The sequence below is a fragment of the Colwellia sp. C2M11 genome (assembly GCF_018860915.1).
Lineage (GTDB): Bacteria > Pseudomonadota > Gammaproteobacteria > Enterobacterales > Alteromonadaceae > Colwellia.
The window spans coordinates 96966-116925 of sequence record NZ_JAHKQD010000039.1; the positions used below are offsets into that span (position 1 = coordinate 96966).

Sequence of the window (19960 nt, forward strand, 5' to 3'; positions counted from 1 at the left end):
GGTGAAAATTAATGAAAATAGGTGAATTATCGAAAACATCGGGGTGTTCAGTACAAACCATCCGATATTATGAAAAGGAGGGCTTGCTGTCAGATCCTAATCGCTCTGAAGGGAATTTCAGGTTGTATTCTAATAAGGCACTAAAAGAGCTGGAATTCGTCAAACATTGTCGAAGTTTAGATATTCCGCTTAATGATATTAAGCGACTCATTGAATTAAAAAACAAGCCAGAGGAGAGTTGCTCTAGTGTAAATGCGTTGATTGACCAACAACTCGAATTAGTTAATCAACGAATGAAAGAGTTAAAGGCACTTAAAGCTGAATTACAGCAAATGGCAAGCACCTGCGAATCGGGCGGTACAATTGAAGCGTGCGGAATTATTAAATCGCTAGATAGTTAACCTAAAATACGCTGGTTTAGCAAATAAGTAATGTATTTATTTGTACTAGCTCAGGCTCTGAACCGCCTTTAGCAATTCAAAGCTAATGTCGGCTATTGGCTAAAAGAAGTCACAAGGTTATTTTCGATGCTAATGACCGCTTTAGATTGTGAGCAGTCCTTTTTGAATTAGAGGCTAGTGTCTTCTTTGTGGCAAAAGTGTGTATTAGAAATGTTGAATATATCCAAAGATGAGAGATCTTATTATTGGAACATATAAATGTAATTTGTTGGCTAAGATAAATGCAATTCAGTGGTTCTAGTCAGAGTTATTTTCCACTAAATATTGAAAGCTTTATTGGCCTAGTAAATCCATTTCCATGCGGTATTTTTATCATTATTAAAAATAAAATTTCAACGAGCATTTGTTAAACCACGATAAAATATATGAAGAAATGATTTATGTTTCTGTGGCTCAGGTAAAAAACATAAGAAATGTTGTTTATAAAACCAAAGAAATGTAAACGTTACTTAAATGATGAATATTGATTTAATCTTTTTGAAATTTACACAATAATAGGTTACTTTTAATACAGCCTCTTTTAATGTGATTTGTTAATTTGCTACTTATTAGACCCATACCATTTCCAGATGAATCTTTAGAGAGCTATATTATGCGGCTTGCAGATTCTAATGGTTATATAAAAGCGAATCGCTTTTGGTCGGTTATTAGAAGAACGGTAGACCACTCCAATTTAAAACATTTTAATATTCCAGATAAACTAGGAAGTATTAATCCGTACTTAGCTAAACGATCAAGTAGCCTTCGTATTAAAGCTCTTCAATATTTAAGCTCATTATCCAACCAGGAACCTTTACCTTTGTTAGCATTATCTATTTTTAGGAATGCTAATTCATATTCCTTAAACGCTCAATCAGTTATTCAAAATGGTAAAACGCTACCACGGCAGTTTGTTAAAACCACCCCAGGAGTTTGTTCAGACTGTTTAAAAGAGTCAAATTATATTCGTCAAATATGGAGCTTCTGGCCATATGAGTATTGTCATAAACATAAAAAACCGCTAATCAATATTTGCAGCTGTGGTGAAGACATATTTGTTTATAAAGATACTGTAATTGGGGTTTGTCAGCATTGTAATATTTCATATAGTGAGCTTGATAATGTTGGAAAAAACGAGCATAACTTGATTATTAGTGATTGGCTGGGAAGTATTGAAAACCATTGTTTACCTGACGTTAATCAGAGCCATAAATATGGGCTTGTTTTTTGGTGGTTGAAATTACATAAGTTAGATTTATCGTCATTTAAAGGTGACGAGTTTGTATTGTTTTTTTCAAATTGGCCAAATAGTTTTCATACCTTTTTAGAAAACAAATGGACTTATTTTGTTGAATATGGCACTAAGCCTGTTGGAGAAGCGAAGTTTAAAGATATCTTCGATGACTTGTTAATCATTAGTTCAAAATTACCGTCATCAAGATTTAGTGAAAACATTATATTACCGGAGGTATATCGTTTTTTTAATGAAAATGTGCTGAGTAATAATAATGAGTTTCTAAGCTTAAGAATAAATAGTATTGAAGCTGCAATACTTTTAAATACATCAACTGAGCAAATCGCAGCTTTAGTTAATTTAGGTGAATTAAAGTCTTTTATTAGAGTTAAATCTGACGAGTGCTTGAGTTTGAATCAATATGCATTTGAATTGGGGGATCTGTTTTTTTTATGGCAAGCAGGTTTTCAAACTGAGTATTCAAATTTATCAGTTTTAACGTCGAGGTGGTGATGGATACACTTGGAAGTTTGAGTGCAATATTAGACGCGAATGAAAGGAATAGAGCGGTTAAACGTTTATTCTCATTATCTACAATTCCTTTTGATATATCTGTTGAAACTGAGTTAGCCATTGTAGCGTTAGTTAATTTAACTGAACGCTTAGAGAATATTGAAGACGTATTTTGTAAGGAAAGTGCAAAAATAAAGCTTTTGGATGACGCTTTTATAAAACGCAGTATAAATACTTATCAATACAGGCATAGCCATAATGTTAAATTTCCTGATTATAGGGCAAGAGGAGCGTTACGTTTAACAACGAATAACCCTCAATTTTCAAAAGAACGCTTTCATCATAGTTTTGGTTATGCTCACAATGCAGCCGATATCAATTATTCTACATTTTTATGTGCTGAATTTGTTTATAAAAATGAATTGCTTTGTATTGGCTCAGCCTTAGTCAATGAACATATAGAAATACAGAACTTATTAATAAATCTTGGTATACCTTCTAAAGTTATTAAAACAATAATAATACAGCTTCAGTCGGTTCCTGATGAACAAACAATATTAAACTTAACAGGGAATTATTTACCTCAAGTAAGGTTTCCATTTGTTGAAGAAGATTACCTTAGCATTACTCCTGTCATATCAAATGAAATACAATCTAAAATACATCAATATTGCACTAATAACTTTAATTCATCATATGTATTTAATTTAGAACGTTCAGCGAATGTTGGATCTTTTGCAGCAAGTACAGGTGGTAAAATAAAATTATTTAAATCGCTACCGAAAGCTCTTAATAGTCCCCATACTCGACAAGATGTTTTTTGGAAAAAGAATGAATTGCTGAATATTTTGATTAAATATCAAAGTATGAATAATGCTCTCATGACGAGTAATGAAAAGTCACTATTAAAAAAGGAATACTTTAAGTCCCTTGTGAATAATATTGCATATTGGAAAATTCGCAATATTAAGGACAAAAATGAGCTTAATGTTGATGGACTCACCAAACTATTAAATTTAGATTTAAGCCGCCATAAAGAGCTTTCTAAGTTCTCCTATGAGCCTAAGTACAGCAAATTATTTAAAGAAGTTATTCAGCACATTATTAATAACGAAGATAAAGAAGATAATCTGATTGAAATAAGTGATTGTAATGAGTCCTTTATAGTCATTCCTAATTTAAGAGTTAACGATGCTAATGCCATGAGTACAGGCTGTACTGTTGGTATACCATCACTTATCGGTATATGGGGTTTTATTCATAAATTTGAACGTAATATCAACCAACTTAATAACTCAAAAATTAAATTCGATAGTTTTGCTCTTTGTATTCACCATTTCGGTTTATCAAAACGAACGCCTTCTAAAGAACTCTATCTTCGAGATAAACAGAAAGTAGTAGCTCCTGGTTTAATTGATAGTGTTGAATGTGATTTATCAATAAGTTTAGTACTTCGGGTTACCAGTGAAGAAGAATTCGATTCAAGTACTTTACAAAATGCTCTACCAACTCATCTATGCGGAGGTAGTGTGCATATAACCTTAAAAGATTTACCTAATTTTACTCATGTTAAAAACTTTGATGATTCTACAAAATTGATAGAAGATCATCATGGAAAATGGCTCGTTCCTCAGTTTTATGAGAAAGGCTTATTAAGTGAGTTTTTAGAAGGTTTTAAAGTAGAAAAATTTGTTTTGGTAAATACAGGTTATATTTTTTTAGAAAAACCAAATTTCAAACAAGGGGTTTTAGGTGATCTCAAGCATACATTTGCTGAAAGTTTTTTAAACTATGCATGTTTAGTAAAACATACTTTGAATCAAAGTCATGCGAAATTGTTTTGGTCATATAAATTTTCAGAGCAAAGTGTTTTTTTAACAAGTTAACGGGGGAAGTCATATTGATATTACCAAGTAAATTAACGTATACACGCTCCATTTCGCCAAGTATAGGAGTATTCCTATCGGTTGATTCAGATCGTAATATTACTCCATTAAATATTCAAACAGTAAAAGTATTGGGGCAAAAATCAAACGCTTCTGAGGCTTTTGATAAGAAAGCTGTTATCAAAAAAAGTACTACGCACGCTAAACTAGCGGAAGGAAATCCGCATACTGTAGAGTATTGTCACGTACCTTATGAATGTAAAACCTTGCTGTGTAAGTTTTCATTACGAGTAAATTCTAACTCATTTAAACCTTCAAATTGCAATGATATGGAGGTGATTTCATCACTACGATTATTCTCTGAGATATATAAAAAACACGATGGGTATAAATATTTAGCTCAACGCTATTTAGATAACTTATTCAAAGGCGTATGGCTTTGGAGGAATTCAGACGCGGTAAATATTAATATAAAAATTACTACTCAAAGAAACCTTGAAGTTACGTCAGAAAATATCACCATGAATAGATATGAAGAAAGCTTTCCTACTAATTTAAAAGGTTATAACGAATTAGTTGATCAATTTACGCTAGCGCTTTGTGATCCTAAATTTTGTTTATTTGCTGAAGTTGAAGCTGAAATCACGCCTTCATTTATGCAAGAAATTTATCCAAGCCAAGCATTTACTGAGAAAGATTCAGATATAGGGCGAGTTTATCAAGATACAAAAATTAATGAGAAGCGAACCGCGATCTTAGGTTCTTATAAAATAGGAGCTGCTTTAGCGTTAATTGATGATTGGTATCCTGATAGTGATGAGAGTATAAGAATTGGCGCATTTGGAGTGATAAAAGCATCAAACACAAGTGTTAGACACCCCGATTCAAAATTAGATTTTTATTCTCTATTGATGGACATTGAGAATATTACTTCAGAACTTGCAGATAAAAAGAATATTCAATCAATGAATAAAGCCCACTTTGTGGCTGCAAACCTTATAAAAGGCGGTTTATTTCAGCTAGGGAGATAATGATGAAAAGGTTTTATTTTACCGTCTCTTTCTTAGGAGAAGATATTAATGAATCGTTTCTTGTTGGTCGATGTTTAAAGGTTCTACATGGTTTTTACCATAGGCAAGGTATTCATGATATAGGCGTCTCATTTCCTGATTGGAGTAATATTTCAATTGGTAAGCGTTTAGCCTTTGTTTCTACTAATGAAAGTTCTTTGAAGTTTCTCCAAACGCAAAAATACTTTGTTGAAATGGCTGAAATGAATTACTTTTTAATAAATAAAGTTGGGGAATGTATTTTAGATTCGAAAAATTCAGCTGTATTTAGTCGTAATCAGAAAGTCGCTGATTTAACTGTTACAGCTCAGAAACGAAAATTGAACAGGTTAATAAAACGTGCACAACAAAGAGGAGAAGTTTATAAACCTAAAGGTAATGAAGCTTCAGAATTAATCATTCCTTTTTGTCATGAAATCCCAATGAATAGTCATGAAAACAAAAATGATTTTGCATTAAATATTGAAAAAAAAGTATACAGTGATGCAAATACTAATATATTTAATTCTTATGGATTATCAACTAATCTAAAAAGTACTAATCCAGTACCTATTATTTTTGATGAGTTATAAATAATTGATATAAAAATGAAAAACACGTAGGTAAGTTTTTAGGTGTTTTAAAGGTAAGTAATAGAACTCTTTATTAATCAAGGAGGTTGATAGTTTCAAGGATAGTGCTCTGCCGCATAGGCAGCTGATAATGTACAGTCAAAACTTGGTACCAGAATTCGGTTGTGCTCTGCCGCATAGGCAGCTGATAATTTTCTGCAACAAATTCGTCTATTTTTTCCTTGGTGCTCTGCCGCATAGGCAGCTGATAATATTAATAGTATGATTACCGATAACTATTTTTTGTGCTCTGCCGCATAGGCAGCTGATAATATTAGATAAGAAGTAATAACGACTATTTTTAGGTGCTCTGCCGCATAGGCAGCTGATAATTGAAAATAAAGAAGAAGCTCGTTTTGTGGTTGGTGCTCTGCCGCATAGGCAGCTGATAAAATTGATGGAATAGAAAAATAGAAGGAAATGTACATCGTACTCATAACACAACACTGCTAACGCACGATTTTTAACAAAGCAGATCCAATTTAATTGTGAGTTTAACATTATAAATAATCTGCTTTTTCACCATTGAGATCATACAACTAAGTTTAATTGATAACTAGTCAGCCTAGTTCAAACCTCAACTATATGGTTTATTATAAATACAATATTAACTGGAATATGGGTTGTCTAATATTATGGAGTATTACTTAGATGTATCTAAAAGCATTGAGGATAAATTTCCCGACTGTTTTGATGAACTTCGGAAATAAAAACGTTAGCGGTAACTCATGTTATAAGTAAGCAAGTCGAACCAGAACAGAAAGCTGCCTTAGTGAAGTTTTTGCAGGAATTTACTTGAAGGCGTTCATTCCTCTCTGTTTCTCAGATTTAGTTAAGGTTCATTACTCAAGCACCTATCAATCACTGGAACATAGTATAGTGCCTGTATATAAATTAATGCGAACTACTATCCAATAAAATAATTTCAATTATTGGAAATTCAACTACAAAGAGTGTAAACCGTATTTCTTTTCTCTCATTTCAAACGCATATCCACCACCTTCTAAAATATTACAAATCTGAGAACGAATACTATCAGTATCGGAAACTAAGTCATCCTCAACAGCTCCCGAATGATAGCTCAGAATTTCATTGTCATTATGTGCAACTATTACCTGTTCCGCATCACTGTTTACTACCAGGTTAGCATTGTGTGTAACAACAATTACTTGTCTATATTTTTTTATCTTTCTAAATAAAGGCACTAGATTGTGCATTATAAAATCATTATCTAAATCGTCTTCTGGCTGATCAAAAATGAAAGGAGAACCGAAAGGATCTGTTGCTAATTTTAAGCAAACATAAAATGTCCCTCGTTGGCCAACTGATAATTTATCGACAGTTTTGTTTTTATATCGAAATTCAGCATTGACATACAAAAAAGATTTAATAGATTGCGGAGTAAATAGATAATCAAGTAAATCAAACCTACCAGACTGATTAAAGTATTCATTTTTCCAACAAAAACTTTCTAAATTTATAACTTCAGTATTAGAAATAGTTATAATGTCCAAGTTAGAAATCAAATTGAAAAAATCAGACGGTGTATTAATAGGAAAAACTTCCTTTAGCCTACTCATTGTACTTTGTGCGTTAGTCTCCCTAAACTTTCCTTTATTAAGGCATTCTAAAAGACCATTAAAAAATCTTTCAACATCAAAGAAAATATTACCGTATATTGAAATATCCATTAGGATATCTCTTACAAGTAAGTTTTGCTCATTGTTCCAAGTGATTTTTTCTGCTGACAGTGATTGATATGCTTGATTAATTTCTCGTTCTTCGTTTTCTAAAAACAACTTGTATTCGTTTGCAACTTCACTTCTTTTAACTACGTCAGCTTGATACTCTGAAGTTTTATTTTTAATTTCTGCTAACTTAGCGTTAGCTGAGTCAATTTGACTTTGATATTCTGTTACCTTGCTCAGTAAAGATGAAATGTCTTGATTAATACCTTGCTTTTGGAACTCGCCAACAATATTTTGGTTGTCTGTAGTCAGAACTAATATCGCCTGAAGCGTATTAATTATATTTATTTCAATAGCTTTGAGGCTTGTTTCGTAGCCTATTTCCAAAACATTAGCTGAAGTGATTTTATTCGTGTTTATATTGATAATTTGAATATTGATTAAGGGAATTGTTTCACTTACCTGAGCTTTAAGTTGGTTGCAGCTACTAATATAAGTATTAAGTTCATATTGCCCTAAATATACTCCTGAATTTGCAAAAGCTAAGGTCGGCTATTGGCTAAAAGAAGTCACAAGGTTATTTTCGATGCTAATGACCGCTTTATTAGTGAAGCTGACGTTAAACTAAATACCGCTAGTGTCTCCAATGCGCACAAAGTGATCTTATTCATCAGTGGCAAACCTAATATTATTTAGTGGTCACTGTATGCGTGATTAGGTGGCAGAGTTGAATGATAATGACTGGCACTTATGATGTAAATTGAGTGACACAACAGATGTAATTTTCCATTTAGTAAGTTATTAATGTTAACTACATTAAAATGGCGAATTAAACGTAGCGATAAGTTGTTGGCGAAAATCCCCAACAATATCTATATAGCTGATGATTTGGCTAGTATGTTCGCTATTGTCTTTTTGATCGAAAAGTGAAATTACAGTGTCTTCAGTATCATCTCCGTATTCATTGTTATTCAATGTATGTGAGTTGTATTTTTGATTACCTGTATCAGTTGATGAGAAGTATTCATTTTTCAGAATGTTTTGATTTGGCACCTCTTGGTTAAGTCTATGTGCAAACTCGCTTAAACTAGGTTCAGAGAAGGTATAAAGCCATGCTTTTTCATTGGTTGTTTGAGTAATACGCAGAATTCTCCCTAATATTTGCCTAAAATAGAGTTCTGTTTTCACTCGGCTAAGGTGGCAGCATACTTGTAACCGAGGAATATCAGTTCCTTCAGAGATCATTCCAACACTTATGATCCAAGCTTGTTGGCTTTGTCTGTAATTGTTAATAATATCAGTTGCATTAGCTTGTTTGTGTGTAACAACAGTCGCATCTTGGTTAAAATACAACGTCATTAAATTATAAATGTCGTTTGCATGGGTAACAGAGGAAGCAACAATTAAGCCTCCTGCATTACTGTTTGTACGCCTTATAGTTTGTAGTTTATCTATAGCGCGACCCAGAATATATTTTAATGCTGTGGTATTTTTCACTAACTCACTATAGCTAATGATATTTTTATTGAACAACTCGATAAAACTAGTGAAGGTTTGTGTATCAGACTCTTTTTTAGTGATAACAATATTTTCATTATCAACTAATACAATATGTGGAGTTCGGCAAACCTTGTCTTTAATTGCCTGTGATAATCCATAAATATAATCGCATTTTATTTTCCCACTTAAATCTGAATATTCAGATAGTGTTATGGGTAATGTATCTGAACGCCAAGGTGTACCAGACAGCGCAAGTGTATATGTTGCTTTATTTTTAATATATGAAAGTATGGGCTCGCCCCATGCATTGACATTCCCTTCTGAATCGCCTGCGCAATGGTGAATTTCATCGAATATAACAAGTACTTTATGGCTCGCTAATATATCCCAAAATTCTTCAGTTAAATGCAACATAGATTGATAAGTATATGATTTTCCTACTGCACCAATTACACCATCGAATCGGGCATCAAGCTCTTCACTGAACGTTGATTTAATACTATTAGCTACGTTTAAACTTGGTGAGAAACAAATAACAAAGTCTATTAATTCAAGATTTTTTAATTTTTTAGAAAGTACTGCCGCCATTCTTGTTTTACCTGCAGCAGGTGTCGCTAAACATAAAAAGTGTCTATTAGTTTTAAATTTTTCTATCGCTAAGTTTATACATTCTTTTTGCCACTCCCTTAATTTCATGATTGATTACTCAATTCAACTTTCTCGATAATATTTTTTACTGCTGTTATTTTTCCTAAAAGCTGATTTGATTTATTTCTAGCTTCTAAAAAGAGAGTTTCAAGAATGTTTTTCATTTCAGGGGCGATAGTAAAAAGCCTTTTATACTCTTGTGTTTCAGCAATACTCGATTGAAAATCTACTTCATGTTGAGTTAATTGATTAGTTAAGCGGTTTAAAAGCTCTTCAGCTCTATCATCAGACTTTGGTGTCGGTAATTTTGGTTTAGATTCAATTGGCTTGGTATTTGATTCAACTTTAAGTTTTTTAAATTTAAACTCTACAAGTTCAAATGTTTTAGTTGATTTATACCCTAGAGATTTTGAGTTACCAAACAGCTGTTTCTCTACTATCTGATTTGTCACAAGCCTTAGTAATTGCCTATATATAACTTTAGTAAGTTCATCTGAGTTTATTTGAATATTTGTTATTAAAACAAACTTAGATTTAATCTCTTTTATAGAAAGGTAGTTACCTTTATTTTCAGTCAAAATTTGATGAATAGCTGGATTAATCGTTATTATTTTTATGTTAGGCATCTATTTACTACTACAACTTTAAAAAGAGGATTATAAACCGTGGCTTTATAATCCGCAAAACAAGATAGTCTTTTATTTTAAGAATCTAATAAATGAAAGACTTAGCAAAGAAATTAGGCGCTAATATAAGAGCTAAACGTAAAGAAAAAGGATTAGCACAAGACAAGTTTGCAGAATTAGCTGATCTCGATAGAAGCTATGTAGGCAGAATTGAACGTGGTGAAACAAATATTACCGTAGATAAACTTTATATTTTAACTCAAGTTCTGGGTTGTCATGCGAGAGATTTATTGCCGTAAGTAATATTAGAATAGATCATCAATCGTTAGTTTAATGTCTTTATTTGTGACTTTTTGTTGTTCTAAGATAGTTTCCCAGCCTATGTTTTTAGAAGGTTCAATAATATCACTAAGCTCTATACTTTTAAGCTTAAAGGGATTTGTGGACGTAATATTTAATATATCAGCTGCATACCTTAAAGATTCTATAGATAAATTTGACTCACCTTTTTTTAATGATTTTTTAACGGCATAGTTAATTAGTACCATTAAATTCCTTAAATTCCCTTTGCATGCAACATACATAGCTTTAGCTATTTCTGAATTAGTTAAGTTAGAACTTTTTTCAAATGGCAACGCTTTATCTACCGCATTTAAGAAACTTAAAAAGTAGTTTCTATTGTCTTTCGATTTAATTCTAAAAGGCGCCAAGGATTGACGTAATAAAAACCTCCCCGCTAATTGTTTATTGGTTTGTAAAATCAATTCAGAATAAGGTAAACCGAATAATATAATCGGTACTTTAGTTCTGACAATTAACATTTTTAGCCAGTCTGCCACTCTAAATAATACTTTTTTTGTTTTAAATTCAATCATATGTTGAAATTCATCAATAATAATCATTTCAACTTGGCAATTTTTAATAAGAACCACTAGCTTGGCTGTTAGTTCTATAATATTGTCACTTTTCGAATAAAATGGATCACCTAAATCGTATAAGAGTTGTTGGGCTGCTGTAACCGGAGTTGAACTTTCAGGTAAGCTTGTTGATAAAATAGGGATTGTAGAAGCATACTGATTTTCTAAATTAGGTTTTTCTTTTTGATAGTATTCTATTAATGATGTTTTACCCGATCCAGTATCACCAGTTACGAGCATACATTGTGGATCATTCGTTAATTTACTATCTAATCGGCAATCTTCTATTAACTCTAAGATTTGGGTTAGTTTTGGACTAAGTACAAATATAGTATTTAGTGACGAAGTAAATGCATTACTCTGAAGGTTTGTATTAGTCATCTTTAAAATCAACACTCCAGCTGTCATCAAAATCCCAGTCACTATCGTCGTCGTTCATTGGGGGATTATTGCTTTTACTTTCAACAGTATTGTCTAATGACTCGGATAAAAAGTCTTCGTCTTTTTCAAGATAACGGCTAGCGCGTTTTTTCCCTGTAATTTTAGTCTTCTTACTACTAACAGCATCTTCAACAATATTTCTTATTTTGATTCTAGCTTCTATTAAGTCATTTACTTTAAAGTTTTTACCTATATATTTTTGAACATATTTAAGGTGTAATTTATGCTGCCATAAAGATAGGTTTTCAGTGTATTCACTATCGACTGCTGGTACTTTTATGTATCTTTTATCTTGTTCATATAGAACATATATGTAGCTTAAATCATCAGATAGATATTTATATTGTATTTTATGATCACCTAATTGAGCTCTTATACGAGCAAGCTCATCGCTATGATAACGTAGGTATTTAAATATAATCCCTTCTTTTCTTAATGTACTGTGAGTTAGGTTTCCCATATAAAAGTCTAACTGACTCTCTGTTCCTTCAAACTTTAGGGGAGGAAATTTTTTACAGGCGTTTGTCCAGCTTAATTCTGGAATATTTGTTTTACGTGAGTTTGGTGTGTTTTGATAGATATCTACAACCCATGTAACTAATATTTCTTTTAACACTGATAACGTTAATACAGCATGTTTTTGAGGATCATAATCTTCTCTTTCAAAAATATTTGAAAAAGATTTACCTGGTGTACTAGTAAATAAGCTTCGATTTAATGTCCCAAAAAAGCGTTCAACACTTGGCTTTAACCAAGGCTTTCTTACTGGATTTTGTTTGATATCGATATTCAATTCCAAACACATGTTAACAAAACTTCCACTCCAAAACTCACTTCCGTTGTCTACAACCAGCTGTTCTGGAATTCCATAAGCAGACCATTCTTTTTTTACTTCAGGATATTCAATTTTTAACCAGGTCTTAGGAATAATTGAGTTTTTTAACCCGTAACCAACAGAAACTACGCTAGGTGGTTCAAAGCCTATGTAATATCCTGTTATCGATTTGGAATGACGGTCTTTGAATACAGTTAAATATGGTCTACCTAGTGGTAAACTGGATACCTCATCAATTACAAATAGATCTAAGGGAGTATGGTCAACCTCGACACATTCTAAAACTCTAGACGTTTTTAATATCATGCCTACTTTTTTAAATTCTTGATCTGCTTTTGCCTTACCTTCAAAAGCTAATTTTTTATCATATGGAGAAACAGCCTTAAACTTTCTTCTTATACTTTCATATGATGGGGTAGCTACATTAGCTCCAGTGTTTTTATTATGTTTATAAATAAGCTCTTCTAAATATTTATGGCCATCTGCAATTGACGGTTTTTCTACACTTAATAAGCGGTCTAAAGCCTCCTGTATAAAGCCATCCACTATGTCTGGCAATCTAACAGAAGAATTTCCTGACTTTTGTTTAGGGATAAGCGAGATAAGTTTCTGCCCTGATTCTTGATAACTTTTATGCCACCGTGCGAGTGTACGCCAACCAGGAGGATTATCACCTAAGATAATTTGTATTTGTTGAAGAGGTGCTTCAAGTGATTTTTGAGAAAACACTTTGATATCAAGGTTATATATTTCTTTCAACCAAGAATGTCGACGGATAGCTTCATGCTGTTGTTCTTCTGAAAAAACAGTAATATCTAAAAATTTCTCTTCTGTTTTATAAGCTTCTTTATAAGCATGAAAAGGTTTTTCATCCACACTATTATTCAGAGCTTCTTTAGATTGCTCTTTATTATCAGAAAAAAGAGAATCAAATGAATTAGCCATAAGAGTATAAATTACTATCGCATTCTAGTGGTTCAAGTAGATTAGACTCTAAAAGACCTTTAGCTAATAAGTCTGCAATATGTGGAATGATTTCAGAAAATGAAGTTTGAGTATTTTCAATTAAGTAAGACAAAGTTAAGTTTTCGGCAGAGATAGCTAACTTTAATAATTGTTTTTGAAAAGAGGTTAGGTTGTGTTCTAAACGTTGATACCTATGAATTAATTTTAAATTATTTAGTAATGGTTTTACGCGAATTTGTTTTTCTGTTATTAATTCTAATTTGATACCTAGATCAAGTGCAGCGACTTGTTTAGCTTCAAATTCAAGTTCGAATTCTTCATATTGAGTTTTACAGAAAGGTTTTACTTCGTAGAATATTCTATCTTCATTATCAAGTGTTACTAAAAAATCAGGAGTATAACTTCTTATTTGACCGTATAGTTTATAACGAAAGCCTATAGGTTGGGCTTCATATGTAACTATTTTTTTAGAAAATTCAAAATGAAAGCATGAGTCATATTCTAAAGATGATTCAAGGATCATCATTTTATCGCATTTTATACTTGCGAATTTATGAATATTTTTTACTGTTGATTTCTTTAAAGTACGTTTGTACATTTTAATTCCAACCAATATGTAATAAACTTACGTAATAATTGGTTAAAAAAAGAACTTTGTCAAGGGATGTTTGTATTTTGTCAAAGGATGGTTGTATCAACAAATTTCTTAGATTGGGTGGCAACCCTAATAGCCACACCTCGGCACATGAGTCGTCTGCTGCGGTTGCTTCCTTCCGGACCTGGCCGAGTTCACAGAGTATCATTGCGAGGGGACCAAAAGGGTCACCATAATGATCTTAAACAAAGATAAATATTTAGATTGCTTAAGTGGCGCGAATTATCGCTAATCAAATCGATGTATGCAAGCACTACTTAGTTATTTTCTAAGAACCTTATACTGCTTGGGTGTTTTTTGTGCAAACATCTAAATATTAACCTTAAACACTCTCTTTTTAGTAAAGTAATTGCTATTAATGTAAATTGATTTTTTACTTCCTAATTAACACCATTTTTTTGTTGAGCCAACTTCTCATGTATCTCTAATAAAATAGATTTTATTACTAAAAGGTTTTCCTTACCTAAGCGTAATAATAATTTATCCGAGTCAGGTAGTGCTTCAAGCTCAGGATCTGCAAATTTATACATAACACTTGGGTGAACCAAGGCCATTGATGATTTAGGTAACTCCATATCCAAAACCCGTGTAATAGCGTCTTGTAAGGTATTAGTAAAGTCATCTTCATAGCCTAATTCACTGTAGGCTTCATTTACCAATGGTTTTATTTCTTCATACCACTGAACTAAGGTGTCACTGTCCATCGAACGAAGTAAATCAACATACAAACTAAAACGTTCGCTAGAGCTCTCGCTCCATTGCAAAACATCTTGTGGTGCTGCTACCACCCCTCCATTTATATTTTGTAAACTAGCGCTATCAGCTTCAGGTGAAAACTTTATCTTAGGCAATATAAATGGGCTATGCTCGTAAGCAACGATTCCCTGCGCAAAGTTATCGGTAAAGACAACAAAACGACGAATCATATCTTCACCAACAATAAGAGTAAGTAACTCTTTTCGCCAAGTAATTTCTGGTAATTTCACTTTTAACCAGTCATCACTCTTATCCAAAGATGGTAATTGCACTTCTACTGGCGCGACCTCTTCAACTATCTCTTCAATTTCAAATGGCTCTGGCTCTTGTACTGGTTCAGTTACTATCATTTCAGGCTCTGGCTCAATAACGGGTGTTGGCATCGGCTTTTCAACAACGACAACAGGCGCCGGTTTATTGCCGGTATATTGCCATGCAAAACCAATAGCAATAATGACAAGGATAATAAAAACGATAAGAGTCCAAGGTGTTTTTTTGAAAGTACCTTGAGAGTTGTCACCTGGAGATTGATTTGAGTTGTCCATGTTCACCTTTACTTATTTGTTATTTACTTAGACTATTAGCTCATTCTGGCATAAGCAATTGTTTATTTTGTTGTGCTAATACTTTCAAATATTTCCACACTGTTTCTACCTGAGATAAACGTTTACTTTCTGGGTGTGTTACTAGATAAAAGCTACGCACTAATTTAATTTCATCACTACAAAGTTTAACTAAGCTAGCATCTTGTTCAGCCAGAAAGCAAGGTAAAATACCAATACCTAGTCCGCTTTTTATTGCACTATACTGACTCGTAATACTTGTACTTTGAAAACTAGGTTTAATATCTGCACTTAACTCTTTTAAATAAGAGAGTTGTTCAGTAAATAAAAGGTTATCAACGTAACTAACCCATTGATATTTAGATAGTTGACTAAATTCTACATTTCCTTCTATTTCTTTAAGATAGCTTGCATGCCCGTATAATTGCAACTGATAGTCACAAAGTTTTGTAATAATTGTTGAAGTGCTCTTTGGCTTTTCAACAGCGATTGCAATATCTGCTTCATTTCGGCTTATTTTTACGTAGCGGGCAAAGTGTACTAGCTCTATTTGAATATTAGGGAATTCATGTTTAAGTTTTGTTAAGTTAGGCGCAATAAAACAATTACCAAACGCTTCAGTGACACCAATACGAACACGACCGCTATTTAAATCTTTTTGCTCTTTTATTTCATCGAATGCCTGAACAGCATCAAGCTCCATTCGTCGAGCAAATTGTAATAGCTTTTTACCATCATGCGTTAAGACATGCCCATCTACAGTTCGTTCAAATAATTTTGTGGCTAAATTTTCTTCTAGCTTATGCACACGTCTAGAGAGCGTTGATGCATCAATCATCAAACGCTTAGCCGCTATAGATAAACGCTCGCTACGCGCGACCTCTAAAAATAATTTTATATCATCCCAGTTCATTATTTGATCATAACAACAAAAACAACTGCTTGCAAAAATGCAATAGCTACTGCATTTATGCGTATTGCTCAGTAAATGTTAAAAGATTACTTTAGTACCAATTAAAATAAATTACTTGAAAAAAGGACTGTCATGACTGTTAAAGAGATTCCACTGATCATCAATGGTGAAAAAGTTCGTTCTACTACAGATACTTGGTTAGACGTTTTAAATCCTGCTACACAAGAAGTAGTTGCCCGAGTACCTATAGCAACCAAAAAAGAGGTTGCCGCTGCAGTTGCAAGTGCTGCTGAAGCTTTTAAAAGTTGGTCTAAGGTTTCTTTAACTAACCGTATGCGTATCATGTTGAATTTTCAACAATTAGTGAGAGAGAATACTCAAGAGCTTGCTGCGTTAGTTACTTTAGAGCATGGTAAAACACTCCCAGATGCTGAAGGCGAAGTTGGTCGTTCATTAGAGGCTATTGAAAATGCCTGCTCAATTACCCGTTTACAATTAGGTGAAATTGCGAATAACGCAGCATCAGGCGTAGATACTTATACATTGAATAAGCCAATTGGTGTTGGTTTAGGCATTACCGCATTTAATTTTCCATTAATGCTGCCATCGTTTATGTTCCCACCTGCTATTGCTTGTGGTAATACGTTTATTTTAAAACCATCAGAACAAGCACCTTCATCAACAATTCTACTTGTTGAATTAGCACTTCAAGCAGGTATTCCAGCCGGTGTATTGAATGTTGTTCATGGTGATGCTGATGTCGTTAATCAATTAATTGAAGCTGAGCCAGTAAAAGCAGTGTCATTCATTGGTTCAACTGGTGTTGGTACACACGTATATAACCATGCGACTAAACACGGTAAACGTGCCCAATCTATGATGGGTGCTAAAAACCATATGGTCATTATGCCTGACGCAAATAAAGATCGTGCTATTAATGATTTACTTGGTTCAGCCTTTGGTGCAGCAGGACAGCGCTGCATGGCTAACCCTGTAACAATTCTAGTAGGTGAAACTCGAAACTGGCTACCTGAAATTGTTGAACGAGCAAAACAAATGAAAATTGGCCCAGGTACGCAACGAGATGCCGATTTAGGCCCGGTTGTTTCACCACAAGCTAAAGCTCGTATTATTAGCATACTCGACAGCGGCGTTGAACAAGGTGCTACTATGCTAATTGACGGTAGAAATTGTCAGGTTGAAGGTTATCCAAACGGCAATTTTGTCGGACCAACCTTATTTACTAATGTAACTACCGATATGGACATTTATACTCAAGAAATTTTTGGTCCGGCCTTATGTGTATTAGAAGCTGAAACATTAGATGAAGCGATTGAGATAATTAATGCCAATCCAAATGGTAATGGCACGTCTTTGTTTACTTCTTCTGGCTGGGCAGCACGAAAATTTGAAAATGAAATAGATGTTGGTCAAGTGGGTATTAACGTACCTATTCCTGTACCAGTAGCCTATTTCAGCTTTACCGGCTCACGTGGCTCTAAATTAGGTGATTTAGGACCTAACGGTAAGCAAGTAATCAGCTTTTGGACTTATACAAAATCAGTAACCGCTCGTTGGTTCGAACCAGACCATCAAGATGGCTCTGAAATTCACTCAACGATTAGCATGAAGTAAGTTTCAAACAACTAATAATCAATAATTAATGGGTAACGGGTAACGGGTAACGGGTAACGAAGATAAAGCTTTGTTATCCGTTATTCATTCTACTTTATTAAATATCGCCTTCTTGTAGAAAATTTTGATAGTTCTCAATAGCACTTGAATTACCTTTATTACGTTGGCAAACACTTTTTTGATATTGATAATTAAAAACATCAAACCATAAATCAAGTAAATGTCCGTTATCTTTCTCACCAAACATATCAAGTACTCTAGCGGCAACTTCAGCCGTTGAAAATTGATGCTCTAATTCAGTTTTTCTCACGGTATAACGAGAGTCGTTGCCGACAGGTGATGATAAGTTATCAACCAAGCTTTTGGGATCAAAAGAAACAAGAGGAAACTTATCTAAATAAGGACTCTTTCGAAACATCTTTTTAGCTTCTCGCCAACTGCCATCAAGCATAATAAATAAAGGTTTTTTTCCTTCATCACATACCACAGTATTAGAATTAACTTCGCGGTTATTGTCAGCATATTCTTGAGGAAAAACAACAAAAGGTTGCCATTGCTCATCATCAAGCACTGCTTGTAATTCGTCATTTTTGGTTGTACGTGACCATAAAAAAGCAAAAGTATCAGGAATTAAATCAGCTATCAACTTTCCCGTATTACTTGGTTTTAATACTTCAGTGTCATACATCAACAGTAGGAAGCCTGCATTGGTTTTCACAGTGCCCTTGGCTGGGGCAATAGCGCAAATGCAATATTGCTTAGCTAAGCGGCAGAGTTCACAGCGTATAACTCGCTGTCCTCGTGCTTTATATGTGGTGGTACTTAAGCTTTTTCTAAATAGGTGTAATTGATGAACAGCGTGCATGAAGGATTAAATAAAAATGAAAAGGCTTATTAATGATAACATTACTAAGCCTTGGAAATAATAAATATAAAACGCCTAAAGTTAAAAACGATAATTACATTAACTTTTTCTCTTGCTTATCATCAATTTTTACAGTGTTAACCGTAATAACGTTAATATCAGCTAAAGATGGAATATTCGATCTTAGCTTTTCTTCAAGTTGATCTATTTCAATAGCAGCTGCGCACAAGCTATCAGCTTTACGCTCAATTTTCTCAGCACCTGATTTCATTTCATATTCAATAGTTTCGCCAAAATTTTCCATACGAGTTTCAAAATCATTGCTATCGCCGCCTGAAAGCATCATTTCCTGTCCCAGAGCAACCAGTAAATTTCCCATTGAATTCATCACCGCTTTTTCTACTGCTGACTCAATACGTTGTTCGATATCAGCGCCAAAAAGTTCATCGTCTTTCACGCCATCTTCACCAATAGTAAAACCATTTTTAATGGTAAAGCGCTCAGCGACCTCTGCTTTAAGTGAAGAAAGCTCTTGAGTTAAATCAGCGCCAACTTCATTGCCTTCGCCTAATAGTTGATTAAATGCTAAATCAACACCAGCTAACGCAAGATCAACACCTTCAATAGCAATAAGCCTTACTTGCGGTACTATATTTCGAATATCAGTCGCGTATTTTTTTACTAACGCTTGTTGCTCAGAGTTCAGCGAAATATTTTTTCCACCAACGGTTAAGTTATATTGCTTATCAATAACATATAAAACTTTCTCTTTCTTTTTTGGTTCGAAGAATTCAAGTTTTGTCTCATTAATTGTTAAGCCTGCCTTTAAATCAACATCACAAGAGTCATGCGCATACAGTGCTGTTGATGAAAATAATGAGAGCAATGTTGCAGCAATAAGTGTTTTTGGTGATTTAATTGTTAACAATAATTTATTTATCATGATGATACCTTCTATGCAATTTCGGTTAGTGCTTTAATTAGCATCTGCTATTAGCACATGTTCTAAGCGTTTATTTTTACGTTATTATTTAACGCTTTTCTGTTAGCCTTTATTTTAATACTACAAGAGTGATGCCAAGTTTAATTAATTATTTTTCAATAACATAGAAATATGTGAAAAGTAATTTTTTAATAGAAACAATAATATTTAGTAAAAAAAGCTAAATATTAGCAATTAAATTTTAGTTAACACTTA

At 33.4% G+C, this 19960-nt stretch carries 18 protein-coding genes, 1 other RNA gene and 2 pseudogenes; 9 read left to right on the forward strand and 12 right to left on the reverse strand.

From position 1 onward, the window contains the following. Positions 1–11 precede the first annotated feature (11 nt). From cadR to cas6f, 6 genes and pseudogenes are all read left to right on the forward strand, one after another. Positions 12–401 (forward strand): Cd(II)/Pb(II)-responsive transcriptional regulator, encoded by a 390-nt coding sequence (cadR, locus tag KO509_RS10905; RefSeq protein ID WP_215973306.1) that lies wholly within the window; start codon positions 12–14, stop codon positions 399–401. 429 nt (positions 402–830) lie between these two features. After that, positions 831–887 (forward strand): annotated as a pseudogene (locus KO509_RS18295) (SEC-C metal-binding domain-containing protein); the annotation flags it as partial. A 112-nt stretch (positions 888–999) separates the two neighbouring features. After that, positions 1000–2187 carry a TniQ family protein gene (locus KO509_RS10915; protein ID WP_215973307.1) on the forward strand — a complete coding sequence of 396 codons (1188 nt, stop codon included), beginning with the start codon at positions 1000–1002 and terminating at the stop codon, positions 2185–2187. Further along, entirely contained in the window at positions 2187–4073 is a 1887-nt protein-coding gene (locus tag KO509_RS10920; RefSeq protein ID WP_215973308.1) for a type I-F CRISPR-associated protein Csy2, read from the forward strand. Before KO509_RS10915 ends, KO509_RS10920 begins: the two co-directional genes overlap by 1 nt. 14 nt (positions 4074–4087) lie before the next feature. Further along, positions 4088–5104, forward strand: a complete 1017-nt coding sequence (gene csy3, locus KO509_RS10925) for a type I-F CRISPR-associated protein Csy3 (protein WP_215973309.1) — start codon at positions 4088–4090, stop codon at positions 5102–5104. Further along, the gene (cas6f, locus tag KO509_RS10930) at positions 5104–5715 is read left to right on the forward strand and encodes a type I-F CRISPR-associated endoribonuclease Cas6/Csy4 (RefSeq protein ID WP_215973310.1); all 612 of its coding nucleotides are present in this window, start codon (positions 5104–5106) and stop codon (positions 5713–5715) included. The genes csy3 and cas6f overlap by 1 nt, the downstream gene beginning before the upstream one ends. 275 nt (positions 5716–5990) lie before the next feature. Here cas6f and KO509_RS10935 read toward each other — a convergent pair whose 3' ends face one another. Continuing rightward, positions 5991–6191, reverse strand: coding sequence for a hypothetical protein (locus KO509_RS10935; RefSeq protein ID WP_215973311.1), 201 nt, complete (start codon positions 6189–6191; stop codon positions 5991–5993). A gap of 507 nt (positions 6192–6698) precedes the next feature. Next, positions 6699–7745 (reverse strand): annotated as a pseudogene (locus KO509_RS10940) (TrlF family ATPase); the annotation flags it as partial. Between the two features lie 252 nt (positions 7746–7997). On the opposite strand from KO509_RS10940, the gene KO509_RS10945 reads away from it, so the two are divergent. Further along, the gene (locus KO509_RS10945; RefSeq protein ID WP_215973313.1) at positions 7998–8138 is read left to right on the forward strand and encodes a hypothetical protein; all 141 of its coding nucleotides are present in this window, start codon (positions 7998–8000) and stop codon (positions 8136–8138) included. A 120-nt stretch (positions 8139–8258) separates the two neighbouring features. On the opposite strand, the gene KO509_RS10950 is transcribed toward KO509_RS10945, so the two are convergent. Together KO509_RS10950 and KO509_RS10955 are read right to left on the reverse strand one after the other, a co-directional pair. Beyond that, a complete protein-coding gene (locus KO509_RS10950; protein WP_215973314.1) occupies positions 8259–9638 on the reverse strand; it encodes a DEAD/DEAH box helicase family protein in 1380 nt (459 codons plus the stop codon). Further along, positions 9635–10216, reverse strand: a complete 582-nt coding sequence (locus KO509_RS10955; RefSeq protein ID WP_215973315.1) for a hypothetical protein — start codon at positions 10214–10216, stop codon at positions 9635–9637. The genes KO509_RS10950 and KO509_RS10955 overlap by 4 nt, the downstream gene beginning before the upstream one ends. Positions 10217–10308: 92 nt before the next feature. Between KO509_RS10955 and KO509_RS10960 the strand changes: the two genes are divergently transcribed. After that, positions 10309–10515, forward strand: coding sequence for a helix-turn-helix transcriptional regulator (locus tag KO509_RS10960; RefSeq protein ID WP_215973316.1), 207 nt, complete (start codon positions 10309–10311; stop codon positions 10513–10515). 6 nt (positions 10516–10521) lie between these two features. Here KO509_RS10960 and KO509_RS10965 read toward each other — a convergent pair whose 3' ends face one another. The 6 genes from KO509_RS10965 to KO509_RS10990 form a co-directional block, all read right to left on the reverse strand. Continuing rightward, positions 10522–11556 carry a TniB family NTP-binding protein gene (locus KO509_RS10965; RefSeq protein ID WP_215973317.1) on the reverse strand — a complete coding sequence of 345 codons (1035 nt, stop codon included), beginning with the start codon at positions 11554–11556 and terminating at the stop codon, positions 10522–10524. Then, entirely contained in the window at positions 11507–13354 is a 1848-nt protein-coding gene (locus KO509_RS10970) for a Mu transposase C-terminal domain-containing protein (RefSeq protein ID WP_215973318.1), read from the reverse strand. Before KO509_RS10970 ends, KO509_RS10965 begins: the two co-directional genes overlap by 50 nt. Beyond that, entirely contained in the window at positions 13347–13973 is a 627-nt protein-coding gene (locus KO509_RS10975; RefSeq protein WP_215973319.1) for a TnsA endonuclease N-terminal domain-containing protein, read from the reverse strand. Before KO509_RS10975 ends, KO509_RS10970 begins: the two co-directional genes overlap by 8 nt. 124 nt (positions 13974–14097) lie before the next feature. Further along, positions 14098–14194: signal recognition particle sRNA small type (ffs, locus tag KO509_RS10980), an RNA gene on the reverse strand. 216 nt (positions 14195–14410) lie between these two features. Continuing rightward, positions 14411–15331, reverse strand: a complete 921-nt coding sequence (locus KO509_RS10985) for a DUF3014 domain-containing protein (RefSeq protein WP_215973320.1) — start codon at positions 15329–15331, stop codon at positions 14411–14413. A 40-nt stretch (positions 15332–15371) separates the two neighbouring features. Next, complete coding sequence (locus KO509_RS10990) at positions 15372–16262, reverse strand: LysR family transcriptional regulator (RefSeq protein ID WP_215973321.1); 891 nt, start codon at positions 16260–16262, stop codon at positions 15372–15374. Positions 16263–16394: 132 nt separating this feature from the next. Here KO509_RS10990 and KO509_RS10995 point away from each other — a divergent pair, with 132 nt between their 5' ends. Next, positions 16395–17897: a CoA-acylating methylmalonate-semialdehyde dehydrogenase gene (locus tag KO509_RS10995; RefSeq protein WP_215973322.1), complete on the forward strand. Its 1503-nt coding sequence runs from the start codon at positions 16395–16397 to the stop codon at positions 17895–17897. A gap of 97 nt (positions 17898–17994) precedes the next feature. Here the strand turns inward: KO509_RS10995 and KO509_RS11000 are convergent, their stop codons facing one another. Beyond that, complete coding sequence (locus KO509_RS11000; protein ID WP_215973323.1) at positions 17995–18762, reverse strand: tRNA-uridine aminocarboxypropyltransferase; 768 nt, start codon at positions 18760–18762, stop codon at positions 17995–17997. Positions 18763–18856: 94 nt separating this feature from the next. Continuing rightward, positions 18857–19705: a DUF2884 family protein gene (locus tag KO509_RS11005; RefSeq protein ID WP_215973324.1), complete on the reverse strand. Its 849-nt coding sequence runs from the start codon at positions 19703–19705 to the stop codon at positions 18857–18859. Between the last annotated feature and the right edge of the window lie 255 nt (positions 19706–19960).

Coding starts and splice junctions, on each gene's coding strand:
- cadR (WP_215973306.1), top strand. CDS start 12: ATGAAAATAGGTGAATTATCGAAAACATCGGGGTGTTCAGTACAAACC.
- KO509_RS10920 (WP_215973308.1), top strand. CDS start 2,187: ATGGATACACTTGGAAGTTTGAGTGCAATATTAGACGCGAATGAAAGG.
- cas6f (WP_215973310.1), top strand. CDS start 5,104: ATGATGAAAAGGTTTTATTTTACCGTCTCTTTCTTAGGAGAAGATATT.
- KO509_RS10935 (WP_215973311.1), bottom strand. CDS start 6,191: ATGAGTACGATGTACATTTCCTTCTATTTTTCTATTCCATCAATTTTA.
- KO509_RS10950 (WP_215973314.1), bottom strand. CDS start 9,638: ATGAAATTAAGGGAGTGGCAAAAAGAATGTATAAACTTAGCGATAGAA.
- KO509_RS10955 (WP_215973315.1), bottom strand. CDS start 10,216: ATGCCTAACATAAAAATAATAACGATTAATCCAGCTATTCATCAAATT.
- KO509_RS10960 (WP_215973316.1), top strand. CDS start 10,309: ATGAAAGACTTAGCAAAGAAATTAGGCGCTAATATAAGAGCTAAACGT.
- KO509_RS10970 (WP_215973318.1), bottom strand. CDS start 13,354: ATGGCTAATTCATTTGATTCTCTTTTTTCTGATAATAAAGAGCAATCT.
- KO509_RS10975 (WP_215973319.1), bottom strand. CDS start 13,973: ATGTACAAACGTACTTTAAAGAAATCAACAGTAAAAAATATTCATAAA.
- KO509_RS10985 (WP_215973320.1), bottom strand. CDS start 15,331: ATGGACAACTCAAATCAATCTCCAGGTGACAACTCTCAAGGTACTTTC.
- KO509_RS10990 (WP_215973321.1), bottom strand. CDS start 16,262: ATGAACTGGGATGATATAAAATTATTTTTAGAGGTCGCGCGTAGCGAG.
- KO509_RS10995 (WP_215973322.1), top strand. CDS start 16,395: ATGACTGTTAAAGAGATTCCACTGATCATCAATGGTGAAAAAGTTCGT.
- KO509_RS11000 (WP_215973323.1), bottom strand. CDS start 18,762: ATGCACGCTGTTCATCAATTACACCTATTTAGAAAAAGCTTAAGTACC.
- KO509_RS11005 (WP_215973324.1), bottom strand. CDS start 19,705: ATGATAAATAAATTATTGTTAACAATTAAATCACCAAAAACACTTATT.